Origin of the sequence: Pseudomonas sp. CF161, from assembly GCF_000416215.1 — a bacterium.
Taxonomy (GTDB): domain Bacteria; phylum Pseudomonadota; class Gammaproteobacteria; order Pseudomonadales; family Pseudomonadaceae; genus Aquipseudomonas.
The window spans coordinates 36,399-49,854 of sequence record NZ_ATLP01000060.1 but is presented as its reverse complement, the minus strand read 5'-3'; the positions used below and the strand labels follow the sequence as shown (position 1 = coordinate 49,854).

Genomic DNA, 13,456 nt, shown 5'->3' with positions numbered 1-13,456 from the left:
GAGAGACCGACATGCTCGATTCCAAACTGTTACGTAGCAACCTTCAGGACGTAGCGGACCGCCTGGCATCCCGTGGCTTTACCTTGGATGTAGCGCGCATCGAAGCGCTGGAAGAACAGCGCAAGACCGTCCAGACCCGCACCGAACAATTGCAGGCTGAACGCAATGCACGCTCCAAATCCATCGGCCAGGCCAAGCAGCGCGGTGAAGACATCGCGCCGTTGATGGCGGACGTCGAGCGCATGGCCGGCGAATTGGCCAGCGGCAAGGTCGAGCTGGACGGGATTCAGACCGAGCTGGACGCGATCCTGCTCAATATTCCCAACCTGCCTCACGAGTCGGTGCCGGTGGGCGCTGATGAAGAGGGCAACGTCGAAGTGCGCCGCTGGGGCACGCCGACTGCCTTCGATTTCGAGGTCAAGGACCACGTTGCCCTGGGCGAGAAGTTCGGCTGGCTGGATTTCGAAACCGCCGCCAAGCTGTCCGGCGCACGCTTTGCCCTGCTGCGTGGGCCGATCGCCCGCCTGCATCGCGCCCTGGCGCAGTTCATGATCAACCTGCACATCAACGAACACGGCTACGAAGAGGCCTACACGCCTTATCTGGTACAAGCGCCGGCCCTGCAGGGCACTGGCCAGTTGCCGAAGTTCGAGGAAGACCTGTTCAAGATCAGCCGCGAAGGCGAAGCCGACCTGTACCTGATCCCGACCGCCGAAGTGTCGCTGACCAACATCGTGGCTGGCGAGATCCTCGATCCGAAGCTGCTGCCGATCAAGTTCGTGGCCCATACGCCATGCTTCCGCAGCGAAGCCGGGGCTTCGGGGCGCGACACCCGCGGCATGATCCGCCAGCACCAGTTCGACAAGGTCGAGATGGTGCAAGTGGTCGAGCCCTCGACCTCGATGGAAGCGCTGGAAGGCCTGACCGCCAACGCCGAAAAAGTCCTGCAATTGCTGGGTCTGCCTTACCGCACCCTGGCACTGTGCACCGGCGACATGGGCTTCAGTGCGGTCAAGACCTATGACCTGGAAGTGTGGATCCCCAGCCAGGACAAATACCGCGAAATCTCGTCGTGCTCCAACTGCGGCGATTTCCAGGCGCGTCGCATGCAGGCGCGTTTCCGCAACCCGGAAACCGGCAAGCCGGAACTGGTGCACACCCTCAACGGCTCGGGCCTGGCAGTGGGCCGGACCCTGGTGGCGGTGCTGGAAAACTACCAGCAGGCCGACGGTTCGATCCGTGTGCCGGACGTGCTGAAACCCTACATGGGCGGCCTTGAGGTCATCGGCTAAATGGAGTTTCTGCCGCTGTTCCATAACCTGCGCGGCAGTCGTGTGTTGGTCGTCGGTGGGGGGGAGATTGCCTTGCGCAAATCCCGTCTGCTGGCCGATGCCGGTGCGCTGTTGCGGGTTGTTGCACCTGAAATAGAAGTGCAGTTGCGTGAACTGGTGACTGCCAGCGGCGGCGAATGCGTAGTGCGCGGTTACATCGAAGCGGACCTGGACGGCTGTGTGCTGATCATTGCCGCCACCGACGATGAACCGCTCAATGCCCAGGTGTCCGCCGACGCGCACAAGCGCTGCGTGCCGGTCAATGTGGTGGACGCGCCGGCCCTGTGCAGCGTGATCTTCCCGGCGATCGTCGACCGTTCGCCCCTGGTGATTGCAGTGTCCAGCGGTGGCGATGCGCCGGTGCTGGCGCGGCTGATCCGGGCCAAGCTGGAAACCTGGATTCCTTCGACCTACGGCCAGTTGGCCGGTTTGGCGGCGCGCTTTCGCAGTCAGGTCAAAGGTCTGTTTCCGGATGTGCAGCAGCGTCGGGCGTTCTGGGAAGATGTTTTCCAGGGGCCGATTGCCGACCGCCAGCTGGCCGGGCAGGGGGCAGAAGCGGAACGCCTGCTGATCGCCAAGATCGAAGGCGACGCGCCCCATGCGCCGGGTGAGGTGTATCTGGTCGGTGCCGGCCCGGGTGATCCGGACCTGCTGACCTTCCGCGCCTTGCGCCTGATGCAGCAAGCCGATGTGGTGCTGTACGACCGCCTGGTGGCGCCGGCGATTCTCGAATTGTGCCGGCGTGACGCCGAGCGGGTGTATGTCGGCAAGCGTCGCGCCGACCATGCGGTGCCTCAGGAGCAGATCAACCAGCAACTGGTGACCCTGGCCAAGCAAGGCAAGCGTGTGCTGCGGCTCAAGGGCGGCGACCCGTTTATTTTCGGGCGTGGCGGTGAGGAGATCGAGGAACTGGCGGCCCATGGCATCCCGTTCCAGGTGGTGCCGGGGATCACGGCGGCCAGCGGTTGCGCGGCGTACGCCGGGATTCCGCTGACCCACCGCGATTACGCGCAGTCGGTGCGGTTTGTCACCGGGCACCTCAAGGATGGTTCTTCGGACCTGCCCTGGAGCGACCTGGTTGGCCCGGCCCAGACCCTGGTGTTCTACATGGGCCTGGTGGGTTTGCCGATCATCTGCGAGCAGTTGATCAAGCACGGTCGCTCAGCCGATACCCCAGCGGCCTTGATCCAGCAGGGCACCACGTCCAACCAGCGAGTGTTTACTGGCACCCTGGCCGACCTGCCACGGCTGGTGGCGGAGCATGAAGTGCATGCACCGACCCTGGTCATCGTCGGCGAAGTGGTCCAGCTTCGCGAAAAGCTGGCCTGGTTCGAAGGCGCCCAGTCTCAAGTCTGACCCCATCACCCACCCACTCCGAGGCATGACCTGGAGTGGGCGGGTCGATGAGCCCGCATTGCCGCGTCAATTCCCCTGAAAGATCCCCCGCCCACTCAAGCGCTGCCGATCATGGCTGCGGGTGAAGTCCTGCGCCGGCCCTTTGGGCACGATGCCGGTCGGATTGATGGTGCGGTGGCTGGCGTAGTAGTGACCCTTGATATGGGTGAAGTCCACGGTCTCGCCAATCCCCGGCCATTGGTACATTTCCCTGAGCCAGTTCGACAGGTTCGGGTAGTCGGCAATGCGTCGCAGGTTGCATTTGAAGTGGCTGTAATACACCGCGTCGAAGCGAATCAGGGTGGTGAACAGGCGCACATCGGCCTCGGTCAGGTACTCGCCTGCGAGGTAACGCTGCTCGCCCAGGCGCTGCTCCAGCCAGTCGAGCTCGGCAAATACATCATCAAAGGCCTGTTCATAGGCCGGTTGCGACGTGGCGAAGCCGGCGCGGTACACGCCGTTGTTCACCGCCGGGTAAATCCGCGCGTTCAGTTGCTCGATGTCTGCGCGCAGGGCTTCGGGGTACAGGTCTAGGCGGTTGCCGGTCAGGCCGTCGAAGGCGCTGTTGAACATGCGGATGATCTCCGCCGACTCGTTGCTGACAATGCGCTGCTGCTGTTTGTCCCACAGCACCGGCACCGTGACCCGACCGGTGTAGTGGGGATCCTCAGCGGTATAGCGCTGGTGCATGTAGCTCAGGTGATCCAGCCCGTCGCCACTGGAGCCGTGGCTCTGGTCGAAGGTCCAGCCGTTTTCCAGCATCAGCCAACTGACGACCGAGACATCGATCAGGCTTTCCAGACCTTTGAGCTTGCGCAGGATCAGGGTGCGATGGGCCCAGGGGCAGGCCAGGGATACATAGAGGTGATAGCGCCCGGCCTCGGCCGCAAAGCCGCCTTCACCGCTGGGGCCAGGCGCGCCGTCGGCCGTGACCCAGTTGCGGCGTTGCGCCTGTTCGCGCTGGAAGGCGCCGTCTTTGCTGCTCTCGTACCACTGGTCGTGCCAGCGCCCTTCAATCAGCAGGCCCATCGAATTCTCCTCGGCTGTTTTGCGTTGGAGTGCAGTCTATTCCGATGAGTTCGAACAAAAAGCGCAAAGCGTGCGGGTTTATGATCGATTAAATCGATTTGTTTCGCGCATCCCAGAACCGCTGCGCCTGCTCGAAGGCTTGCTCGCGCGGTGTGCCCAGGCCGCGCAGGGCCAGGGCCATGGTGGCGATCAGGGCCAGTTGCGGGTAGCTGTCGACCACCTCGCCACGCCACACCGCGAGCAACTGCTGCGGATCGAGGCTGGCGGGCTTTACATGGCGCTGGGCCGAGAGTGCCGGCCATTCTTCATCCCAACTGACGCCGCCGGTGGTGCCGTAAAGGTGGCAGGGGCTGTCGGGGTTAACCTCGATTTCGCCGCCGTCGCCCTTGATCACAATCACGTTATCCCCCAGCAGGCCGCTGGCATCGCGGTGCACGCCCTGGTAGCCGGGGTGGAAGATGCTTTGCAGGCCGCAACGTGCGCCCAGCGGGTTGAGGATGCGCGCCAGGGAGTGGATCGGCGAGCGCAGGCCGAGGATGTTGCGCAGGTCGATCATCCGCTGTAGCTGCGGTGCCCAGGCACCCAGCGGGATAAAGGCCAGGTTGCCCTGGTCCAGGGCCTGGCTCACCGTTTGCCAGTCATGGCACAGGGGAATGCCCAGGGGCTCCAGCAGTTGTTCGGTATACAGGCGCCCGGCAGTGTGCGCACCGCCGCCATGCAGCAGGATGCGCACGCCGTTCTGCGCCAGGCATTTGGCCGCCAGCAGGTACCAGGGCAGATGGCGTTTTTTGCCGGCGTAAGTCGGCCAATCCAGATCGAGGCGGATCGCCGGGGCGTTCAAGCGCTCCCGTAGGGCCAGGGTGAAGCCGGCCAGTTCTTCTGGGCTTTCCTCTTTGTGCCGCAGCAGCATCAGGAAGGCACCGAGTTGGGTGTCTTCGACCTTGCCGTCGAGCAGCATGCCCATGGCTTCCCGGGCTTCTTCACCGGTCAGGCTGCGGGCGCCGCGCTTGCCTTTGCCCAGGATCCGTACGAACGGGGCAAATGCATGCTCGGCCGGGGTTTCGGTGATCAGCGCAGGGGAATCGTTCATAAGCAATTGGTCGGCTTTGGCAGGCCCGCCAGCTTGGCGGCAAGTTTGGCGGGAGTGCCGTTGAACAGGCGGTTCAGGTGCAGGCTGTTGCCCTTGTCCGGGCCCAGCTTCAGGGCGGTGTATTTGATCAGCGGGCGGGTGGCCGGCGACAGCTGGAATTGGCCATGGAAATCCCGCAGCAGCTCGAGGATCTCCCAATGCTCGGGGCTCAGCTCAATGCCTTCGACCGCCGCCAGGGCGCTGGCCACTTGCGGCGACCAGTCGGCCAGGTCGAGCAGGTAGCCGTCCTTGTCCAGGGCGATGCGGCGGGTGCCTACGGTGAGCGCATTCATAGCCAGCTGTTGACCTTGGCGTGCTGGATCGACAGGTCGACAAAGGCCGGGTAATCGATCGCCGTGGCCCAAGCCGGTGCGGCGAGGCCACGGGCTTGCAGATCTTCAGCCAGGACAAACAACTGCAACGCCTCGGCGCGGTCCTGCAAGCGGGCAAAGGGAGCGCTGCCAGGTTGCAGGGCGTACACCGCGTCGCCGCACAGCAGCAGCGCGTCCCGCGCACCCAGCAGGCGCAGGCAGCTGTCGAGGCGGGTGTCGGTGAAGGGCGAGTGGGACAACACATGCAAGGTCGACATCAGAGGGTAATCACTTGGTCGTAACGGTCGATAAGCGCACTCAGTTGCGCGGTTTCCAGCAACTGGACCTCATCCAGGCCCAGGTCCTGCGGGTCCAGGCCGCGCTCGGCGATGCTGAAACCACAGGCAAACACTTGGTCCACGCCAAACAGCGACAGGGCCTGCAGGTTGGCGCTCAGGTCCTTCTGTTGCAGGGTCGTGGCGTGTTGCCGGGGCGCCAGTTGCCATACGCCGTCATCCAGGAACAGCAGGCCGATGGGCAGATCAAAGGCGCCGCCGGCCAGCACGATATCCAGCGCCTCGCGGGCGCCGGGGCCGGACCAGGGTGCCTGGCGGCTGATAATCAGCAGGGACTTGGGCATTTCAAGGCCCTCCAAAGCAGATCAGGCGATCGGCAGCTTGCGCCGCATCGTGCAACTGGCCGAGGCCGGACAACTCCCAGGGCGCTTCGAGGTTGACCGCCGAGCGCTGATAACGCTGGGCTTCCTCGGCGTTCAGCACCCCGCGCCGCAGGGCCGCGGCAATGCACACCACGGCATCCAGCTGATGGGTGGTCACCAGCTCGCGCCATTGGCGGGGCAGGTCCTGCTCATCCTGGGGCGTGACGATGTTGTTCGAGGCGCTGTACACCCCATCCTGATAAAAAAACAGCCGGACAATCTCGTGCCCCCCGGCCAGCGCCGCTTGGGCGAACAGCAGGGCGCGACGCGAAGAGGGCTCGTGGGCGGCGCAGAACAGGGCTATGGCGAACTTCATGACGGACTCGGTCGGCAAATCTGGCGCAATGATAATGCTTTATCGAGGGATGGGCTAAACCCGTTTTCTCGGGCTGCGCTGGGCCGGGGCAGGCCTCGACATACCGGGTAACGCATCGACCGGCCCAAACCGGATCGCGCTCGATAAACTCGCCCGCTGAAAAAACCAATCGATGACAAGGAGTGCGAGATGCAGGAACTCAAAGGTGCAGTGGTCGTGGTCACCGGTGCCGGTCGCGGCCTGGGGGCGGCCCTGGCGATCAGCCTGGCGGACCTGGGGTGCAAGCTGGTGCTGTGCGGGCGCAGCGCCCATGCCCTGGCCGAAGTCGGGGCCATTATCGAGGCCCGTGGCGGCCTTGCGGCCGAGCAGGTGGTGCTCGACCTCGCCGACACCGCCAGCGTCAGTGCGGCCCTGGCCAGCATCGAGCAGCGCCAGCCGCAGATCGACATCCTGATCAATAACGGGGCCATGTGGCTGGAGGCCAGCGAGCAGCCCCACAGCGCCGCCGAAGTCAGTGGGGTGATCAACGCCGCCCTGACCGGGACCTTCCTTCTGACCCAGGGCCTGCTGCCGGCACTCAAGGCGTCCAGCCGCCCGGATGTGGTCACCATCGGCTCCATCAGCGGCCTGCCCAACGCGCCGCTGCACAGCGTGTCGTTGCCGTTCTATGCCGCCAAGCACGGGCAACTGGCGCTGGCCGATGGCCTGCGGCAGATGCTGGTCGGCACGCCACTGCGCTCGCTATGCGTGCACCCGCCGTATCTTGAGGATATTTCGCCGCTGGACCCGCAATGGGCGCAGGTGCCAGAGCGGGCCAAGGGCCAGCAGGGCACCAATCGGGATGTGGTCGAGGCGGTGGTTTTCGCCCTGACCCGGCCGCGGCATATCAGCCTGTCGTCGATCGTCATCGATACCGACAACGGCGGCGTGTTCAGCTAAGCCCCTGGGCTATAGGCCGCGTGTTTTCAGCGCGGCATATAGCCCAGTTGCCAGCGATGAGGGATCTTCAGCGAGGCGATCGCCAGCAACGCCGACAAGCCGCCACTGACCAGCAGCGCCTTGATGCCCATTTGATGCTCCAGCAGCGCGCCGATCACCGCACCGACCAGCATCCCGGTCCAGGGCACCAGTTGCACCCGCCAGCCATTGCGTCGCTCGCCGAGCATCCAGCGTCCCAGGCCCCGGCCGAAGCGCGACAGGGCGCCGGTGACATAGGTCAGGCCCACGGGCAGGCCGTTCACTTCTTCCACCGCCGCGTTGAGCATGCCCATGGCCACGATGGCGGCCAGCAGGGCCGGCAGGTGATTGGCAAACGGCCAGGCCGCGGCTGCGCAGAGCAGGGTGGCGATGCACAGCAGCAGGGGCAGGGCGCGGCGCCCGCCCAGGCGACTGACGACGATGCCCAGGGCGTTACCGGCAATAAAGGTGGCGATGCACAGCGTCAGGCGCAGGGTCAGGCCCATGTCGCCGTCGCTGATGGCCACGGCCAGGCGCGTGGTGTTGCCGCTCATGAAGGACACGAAGTCGCCGGTGGCCATAAAGCCGATGGCGTCGGTCATGCCCGCCAGTACCGAGAGGCTGGCCACCAGGCCGAGGCCGATCCGCCCGCGCCATTTGCGGGTATTGAGCAAGCCTGGGTGAGTACGCGGTGTGGGCGGCGATGGCAGCATCAGTAGGCTCTCATGGGCGGTGAAGGTGTCAGAGCCGGTGCACGACCGGCTGCGCGTGGCTCCTGCGGCGTTAAACAGGGCTGAGCATCGCTCGCCAGATCATCAACAGGTTCTCAGTTCGGGCTATCCAGGCCATGCAACTGGCAGTATTCGGCCCAGTCCATGCCGGCCATCTCGGCCACCTCCTTGTGCACTTCCAGGCGCTGGGCCTGGAAATCTTCGGCGCTGGCGGCGGTCAGTTGCAAGCTCAGTTCCCAGGCAAACAGACCCAGGCGCTCGGCTTCGGCTTCAAAGGCTTCATGCAGGCGTTCGTCGCGGTACTGCTCGGGCGTCTCGCCCTTGACCTGGGCCTCAAGCGGATTGAGCTTGTCCAGTGCTTCGCGCAGCTCGGGGCGCGCGGCGAGGAATCTGTCCAGGGCTATTTCGTGGTGCGGGGCATTGGCGGGCATCGGGGCTCCTTGAGGGGAACGGGCAGTCTTCAGGCATCAAGCCCGGGACATGGGGTGTTCTGGCATGTCATTGCGCATCTGCTGCAGATCTTTGTGCGGGATCACGTAGGTGCGGGCGAGCATATCGCCTATTCGCTGGCAGCGGCTTGATTCCGCGCAGGCCATCAGCGGGACAAAGGCGAAAGCGGCCTCCAGATAACGGGTGGCGCCTCTGATCAGGACCTGGATCAGCGTCGGTGGCGTGCCCGCGGCGTTGATCACCACCAGGCCCAGGGCGCACTTGCCGGGTGTCCGGCCCTTGAAGAAATACTCCCAGGCCACGAAGTACAAGGGCCAGGTCAGCATGAACAACATCGAATGCAGGTAGGGCTCCAGCCCCGTCTGTTGCTCGAGGTCGAGGAGCCGTCTGACCGGCTGCAACGCCAGCACCCCGTGCAGGCTCAGCGACAGGAGTAAATACACCGCCAGCGCCAGCACCTGGTCGAGCAGGAAGGCGGCGGCGCGGCGCAGGATCAGTTGGGTTCTTGAGACTTCCATGGTCGATTCCAAAGTTTTTTCCATCACATCGGGCGCAGTGTAATCCCCGCAGGGCGGGGTGTCGCAGAGGTTTTGGCGGGCGACGGCTTTGGATGGAAATACCGGTGCCTCAAAATAGTGCGAACCTTTTGCTTCTCCCCGGACTCGAAGCGTTTCCTGAATCATTTGCCTTCTAACAGGGAGATTTATAAAGCGATGTCAAACATATTCGGAACCGCACTCAAGGGCTCTATCCTGGCCTTCCTGGCCCTGCCAGCCGCCGCGTTCGCCGCGCCTGACACCGGCCCGATCTCGACGTTCGGGATCCTCGGCAGCTACAACGATTTCAAGCTCGAAGGCGGCAGCGACAGCCAGAAGGATCACCTGCCGGAGGGCGGCCTGTTCTATAACTTCGGCAATAAAATGACTGCCGAATCGGGCTTTATCTACCAGGCCGGGGTTGACGCCAAATTCGGCAAGAAGGACGACAACAAGCTCAAGGAAGGCCAGGCCGACCTCGACCTCGGCTGGCGTGCCGCGCTGGATGCGCGCAACTTCGTCGACGTGCTGGTGGGCGGTGGCTACAGCTGGACCCGCTACGAGCCGGAAATCGACGACTACGACACCAAGCTCACCACCAAGTCGCCGTTCGCCAAGGCGGCCATCGGTTACAACCATCAGTTCGATGACATGACCATGCGCGTCGAACTGGGTGCGCGGCGCACCCTCGACGGCAAGGTCAAGCTCAAGGTCGACGATGTCGGCAGCGACACCGTGGACCTCAAGGACCGCACCAACCCATACGCGGAAGTCAGCCTGCTGATGAACCAGAAAGGCTCGCTGCCGGTGATGGCCGGTGTGTACTACACCCGCACCGAATACACGCTGGACCAGGATTCGGACGTGGCCGACAACACCAAGCTCAAGCGTGACGAGTACGGGGTCAAGGTCGGTATCGCCTTCTAACCCCGTCGTTTTCTGTCAAAGCGGCCGACACAGGCGTGCGCAACGCCGCCCGTGTCGGCCGCCTAGCTACAGCAGTTTCCAGGTGTAACTGAGCAGCAGGCGGTTTTCATCGATATCGGTTCGGTAGTTGGAACGTGCCGCCACGTTACGCAGCTTGATCCCCAGCCCGCCCAGCAGGCCTGACTGGATCACATAACCGATGTCCAGGTCCCGTTCCCAATCCTTGCCCTCATAGCCCTTGCCGGTGTCGACGTTGTCACCGCGGATGTAGCGCACGGTGCTGGTCAGGCCCGGCCAGCCCATGGCGGCGAAGTCATAGTCGTAGCGCGCCTGCCACGAGCGCTCGTCGGCGTAGGCAAACTCGTAGGTCGGCACCTCGTTGCCCAGTGGCGAGATATTGGCGAACACCCGGGGGAACGAGCTGTCGCCGTACATCCCCTGATACCCCAGGTAAAAGGTATGCCCGCCGCGCTTGGCCGAGAGCAGGGAAAAGAACGCGCGGTTGTCGATCCGGCCCAGCAATTGCCGGCCTTCTTCACTGGAGTCGTAGTAACCGAGGTTGGCGCCCAGGACCCAGGCGCCCACGGGCTGGCTGTGCTTGAGGCCGAGAAAGCGCTGCTGATAAATGTCCTGCAACTGGCCGTACCAGGCACTGACCGTGGTGCGTTTGCTGTTGAAGGCATAGTCCGCACCGGCGTAGTTGAAGCCGTCGCTGCTGACCTGGCGTTGCGGCACATGGCCCAGCATGGCTTGCAGGTCGCTGTGCCCGGCTTCGTTGCGCAGGCTGGTGGAACGCAGGCGCCCGCCTTGCAGGGTCAGGCCGTCGATGTCGTTGGAGGTCAGGCTGGCGCCCTGGTAGGACGGCGGCAGCAGGCGGATATCACTGAAGCTCAGCACCGGCAGGTTGGGCTGCAATTCGCCGACCCGCAGTTCGGTTTTTGCCAGCCGCAGTTTCAGCGCCGCGCCCAGGCGGCTGTAGCTGTCGGCCGCTTCGCCATCCTCCTGCACCGGCAGCAACCCGGTGTTGACCCGGCCCTCGCCGCTGTCCAGCTTCAGCCCCAGGGTGCCGATGGCATCGACCCCGACGCCGACCAGCCCCGGCATATAGCCGGATTTGAAGTTGAGGATGAAGCCTTGCGCCCATTCCTGGGCCATGGACTTTTCCGGGCCGCGAATGTCCGAATAGTCGCGGCTGAAAAAATAGTTGCGGGCTTGCAGGGTGGCGCTGGCGTCTTTGATAAAGCCGCCCTCGTCAGCCAGCAGGGACAGGGGGGCACCAAGACACAGCGCGCTGGAGACCAGCACGGTCGGGGTCATCGCAGGTTTCATTGCTTTTACTCTTATTGTTATTGAAAGCAGTTCACTGCGGCGCAGGCTAGGGGCTGGGGAAGGTGGGCAATATCCGCTTTTTGCAGACCTGTATCCGCTTTGTGCAAGGGCCGTTCGGCCCCGGTGCGGGGGGCTTCAGGTCTTGCTGGCGCGCAGTTCGTCGATCATGCGCAAGCAGTGGCTAAGCCCCGGCGAGACATCGGCGACCCGACGGCTGAGGATGATCGGCGAGGTGGCGTTGCTTTCCAGCAGCGGGCTGAAGCCGATGTCGTCACGGTGCAGCACCTGGACCGAGGCCGGCACCAGGGTGATGCCGATCCCGGCACCGACCAGGCCGATGGCGGTCTGCAATTCGTTGGTCCATTGGGCAATGCGCACCGTCAGGCCGTGGGAGCTGAACAGTGCAATCACATGGTCGGCGTAGCTCGGGCGCGGGTTGCCGGGGTACAGCACAAAAGGCTCGTCGGCCAACTGGCTGAGGCTCACCGGCTGGCCGAGCAACGGGTGCCCGGCGGGCAGGGCGGCCACTAGCCGGTCTTCGGTCAGCACCCGCTGGACGATGGCCGGGTCGTCGATGCGGATCCGCCCGAAGCCGACATCGATGCGCCCGGCCTTGAGGGCTTCGACCTGTTGCAGGGTGGTCATTTCCGACAGGCCCAGCTCCAGTTCCAGGGTCTCGTCGCTGCGCAGGCGACGGATCAGTTGCGGCAGGACGCCGTACAGGGTCGAAGGCGCAAAACCGATGCCGAGCCAGGTTTTCTGCCCCAGGCCGATGCGCCGCGTGTTGTCGCAGACCTTGCCCAGCTGTTCGAGCAGCACGCTGGAGTGCTCATAGAAAAACCGCCCGGCCTCGGTCAGCCGCAGTGGTCGGCCGCGTTCGAGCAGCAGCACCCCCAGTTCCTCTTCCAGTTGCTGGATCTGCCGGCTCAACGGCGGCTGGGCGATGTGCAGGCGCTCGGCGGCCTTGGTGAAGTTCAGGGTTTGACCCAGCACCTGGAAGTAACGCAGATGACGCAGCTCCATACCGCCTCCGAGGAAATTCTTGAATACCTTTAAGGTATCGAACCAGACCAATTCTATATTGGAACCCCAGAAAAAGCCGTACCAGAATCGGCTGCATAACTTCAAGAACCTGACGGGTATGGAAATGCGTTCTTCTGTCATTGAATCGATCGAGACGATCATCGTCGATCTGCCGACTATTCGTCCGCACAAGCTGGCGATGCACACCATGCAGAACCAGACCCTGGTGCTGATCCGCCTGCGTTGCGCCGACGGCATCGAAGGTATTGGCGAATCCACCACCATCGGCGGCCTGGCCTACGGCAACGAAAGCCCGGACAGCATCAAGACCAATATCGACCGCTTCTTCACCCCGTTGCTGGTCGGCCAGGACAGCAGCAACGTCAACGCCGCCATGCTGCGCCTGGAGCGCAGTATCCGTGGCAACACCTTCGCCAAATCCGGTATTGAAACCGCCTTGCTCGACGCCCAGGGCAAGCGCCTCGGGCTGCCGGTCAGCGAGCTGCTCGGTGGCCGGGTGCGCGACGCCTTGCCGGTGGCCTGGACCCTGGCCAGCGGCGACACCGCCAAGGACATCGCCGAAGCGGAAAAAATGCTCGACCTGCGCCGCCACCGGATCTTCAAGCTGAAGATCGGCGCCGGTGAAGTCGACCGCGACCTGGCCCACGTGATCGCCATCAAGAAAGCCCTGGGCGACCGCGCCAGCGTGCGGGTCGACGTCAACCAGGCCTGGGATGAAGCGGTGGCGGTGCGCGCCTGCCGGATCCTCGGCACAAACGGCATCGACCTGATCGAACAACCCATCTCGCGCAACAACCGTTCCGGCATGGTCCGCCTCAACGCCATCAGCCCGGCGCCGATCATGGCCGATGAATCCATCGAATGCGTGGAAGACGCCTTCAACCTGGCCCGCGAAGGCGCGGCCTCGGTGTTTGCCCTGAAGATCGCCAAAAACGGCGGCCCCCGTGCGGTCCTGCGCACGGCGGCCATTGCCGAGGCGGCGGGCATCGGCCTGTATGGCGGCACCATGCTTGAAGGCGGGATTGGCACCCTGGCCTCGGCCCATGCCTTCCTGACCCTGAGCAAACTGAGCTGGGACACCGAGCTGTTCGGCCCGCTGCTGCTGACCGAAGACATTCTCAGCGAGCCACCGGTGTACCGCGATTTCCAGCTGCACGTCTCGAACGCGCCGGGCCTGGGCCTGAGCCTGGACGAAGAGCGCCTGGCGTTCTTCCGTCGCGATAAAACCTCCACCCTTCATACTGCCTGAGGAG

At 64.0% G+C, this 13,456-nt stretch carries 16 protein-coding genes; 5 read left to right on the top strand and 11 right to left on the bottom strand.

Annotated features, from left to right (window positions below; translation table 11 throughout):
* Positions 1-11: 11 nt before the first annotated feature.
* Both serS and cysG read left to right on the top strand, forming a co-directional pair.
* Positions 12-1,292, top strand: a complete 1,281-nt coding sequence (gene serS, locus CF161_RS11375; RefSeq protein WP_020296723.1) for a serine--tRNA ligase — start codon at positions 12-14, stop codon at positions 1,290-1,292.
* Positions 1,293-2,687, top strand: coding sequence for a siroheme synthase CysG (gene cysG / locus CF161_RS11370; RefSeq protein WP_020296722.1), 1,395 nt, complete (start codon positions 1,293-1,295; stop codon positions 2,685-2,687).
* Positions 2,688-2,753: 66 nt separating this feature from the next.
* Here cysG and CF161_RS11365 read toward each other — a convergent pair whose 3' ends face one another.
* The 6 genes from CF161_RS11365 to tusD all read right to left on the bottom strand — a co-directional run bounded on the left by CF161_RS11365 (position 2,754) and on the right by tusD (position 6,229).
* Positions 2,754-3,755 (bottom strand): glutathione S-transferase family protein, encoded by a 1,002-nt coding sequence (locus CF161_RS11365; RefSeq protein WP_020296721.1) that lies wholly within the window; start codon positions 3,753-3,755, stop codon positions 2,754-2,756.
* An 88-nt stretch (positions 3,756-3,843) separates the two neighbouring features.
* Positions 3,844-4,845, bottom strand: a complete 1,002-nt coding sequence (locus tag CF161_RS11360) for a glycosyl transferase family protein (protein WP_020296720.1) — start codon at positions 4,843-4,845, stop codon at positions 3,844-3,846.
* Positions 4,842-5,177 carry a TusE/DsrC/DsvC family sulfur relay protein gene (locus CF161_RS11355; protein WP_020296719.1) on the bottom strand — a complete coding sequence of 112 codons (336 nt, stop codon included), beginning with the start codon at positions 5,175-5,177 and terminating at the stop codon, positions 4,842-4,844. The genes CF161_RS11360 and CF161_RS11355 overlap by 4 nt, the downstream gene beginning before the upstream one ends.
* Positions 5,174-5,473 (bottom strand): sulfurtransferase complex subunit TusB, encoded by a 300-nt coding sequence (gene tusB / locus CF161_RS11350; RefSeq protein WP_020296718.1) that lies wholly within the window; start codon positions 5,471-5,473, stop codon positions 5,174-5,176. Before tusB ends, CF161_RS11355 begins: the two co-directional genes overlap by 4 nt.
* Positions 5,473-5,835 carry a sulfurtransferase complex subunit TusC gene (tusC, locus tag CF161_RS11345; RefSeq protein WP_020296717.1) on the bottom strand — a complete coding sequence of 121 codons (363 nt, stop codon included), beginning with the start codon at positions 5,833-5,835 and terminating at the stop codon, positions 5,473-5,475. Before tusC ends, tusB begins: the two co-directional genes overlap by 1 nt.
* A gap of 1 nt (position 5,836) precedes the next feature.
* Positions 5,837-6,229 (bottom strand): sulfurtransferase complex subunit TusD, encoded by a 393-nt coding sequence (gene tusD / locus CF161_RS11340; RefSeq protein ID WP_020296716.1) that lies wholly within the window; start codon positions 6,227-6,229, stop codon positions 5,837-5,839.
* A gap of 189 nt (positions 6,230-6,418) precedes the next feature.
* On the opposite strand from tusD, the gene CF161_RS11335 reads away from it, so the two are divergent.
* Positions 6,419-7,168, top strand: coding sequence for an SDR family oxidoreductase (locus CF161_RS11335; RefSeq protein ID WP_020296715.1), 750 nt, complete (start codon positions 6,419-6,421; stop codon positions 7,166-7,168).
* 26 nt (positions 7,169-7,194) lie between these two features.
* Here the strand turns inward: CF161_RS11335 and CF161_RS11330 are convergent, their stop codons facing one another.
* The 3 genes from CF161_RS11330 to CF161_RS11320 form a co-directional block, all read right to left on the bottom strand.
* Positions 7,195-7,899: a YoaK family protein gene (locus CF161_RS11330; RefSeq protein ID WP_020296714.1), complete on the bottom strand. Its 705-nt coding sequence runs from the start codon at positions 7,897-7,899 to the stop codon at positions 7,195-7,197.
* Between the two features lie 113 nt (positions 7,900-8,012).
* Positions 8,013-8,348 (bottom strand): DUF6388 family protein, encoded by a 336-nt coding sequence (locus CF161_RS11325; protein WP_020296713.1) that lies wholly within the window; start codon positions 8,346-8,348, stop codon positions 8,013-8,015.
* 36 nt (positions 8,349-8,384) lie between these two features.
* Complete coding sequence (locus CF161_RS11320; RefSeq protein ID WP_084471710.1) at positions 8,385-8,885, bottom strand: RDD family protein; 501 nt, start codon at positions 8,883-8,885, stop codon at positions 8,385-8,387.
* 195 nt (positions 8,886-9,080) lie between these two features.
* On the opposite strand from CF161_RS11320, the gene CF161_RS11315 reads away from it, so the two are divergent.
* Complete coding sequence (locus tag CF161_RS11315; RefSeq protein WP_020296711.1) at positions 9,081-9,830, top strand: outer membrane beta-barrel protein; 750 nt, start codon at positions 9,081-9,083, stop codon at positions 9,828-9,830.
* Between the two features lie 66 nt (positions 9,831-9,896).
* Here the strand turns inward: CF161_RS11315 and CF161_RS11310 are convergent, their stop codons facing one another.
* Both CF161_RS11310 and CF161_RS11305 read right to left on the bottom strand, forming a co-directional pair.
* Positions 9,897-11,159 (bottom strand): OprD family porin, encoded by a 1,263-nt coding sequence (locus CF161_RS11310; protein ID WP_043229182.1) that lies wholly within the window; start codon positions 11,157-11,159, stop codon positions 9,897-9,899.
* Between the two features lie 135 nt (positions 11,160-11,294).
* Entirely contained in the window at positions 11,295-12,182 is an 888-nt protein-coding gene (locus CF161_RS11305) for a LysR family transcriptional regulator (RefSeq protein ID WP_020296709.1), read from the bottom strand.
* Between the two features lie 124 nt (positions 12,183-12,306).
* Here CF161_RS11305 and CF161_RS11300 point away from each other — a divergent pair, with 124 nt between their 5' ends.
* The gene (locus tag CF161_RS11300) at positions 12,307-13,452 is read left to right on the top strand and encodes a muconate cycloisomerase family protein (protein ID WP_177326770.1); all 1,146 of its coding nucleotides are present in this window, start codon (positions 12,307-12,309) and stop codon (positions 13,450-13,452) included.
* Positions 13,453-13,456 lie beyond the last annotated feature (4 nt).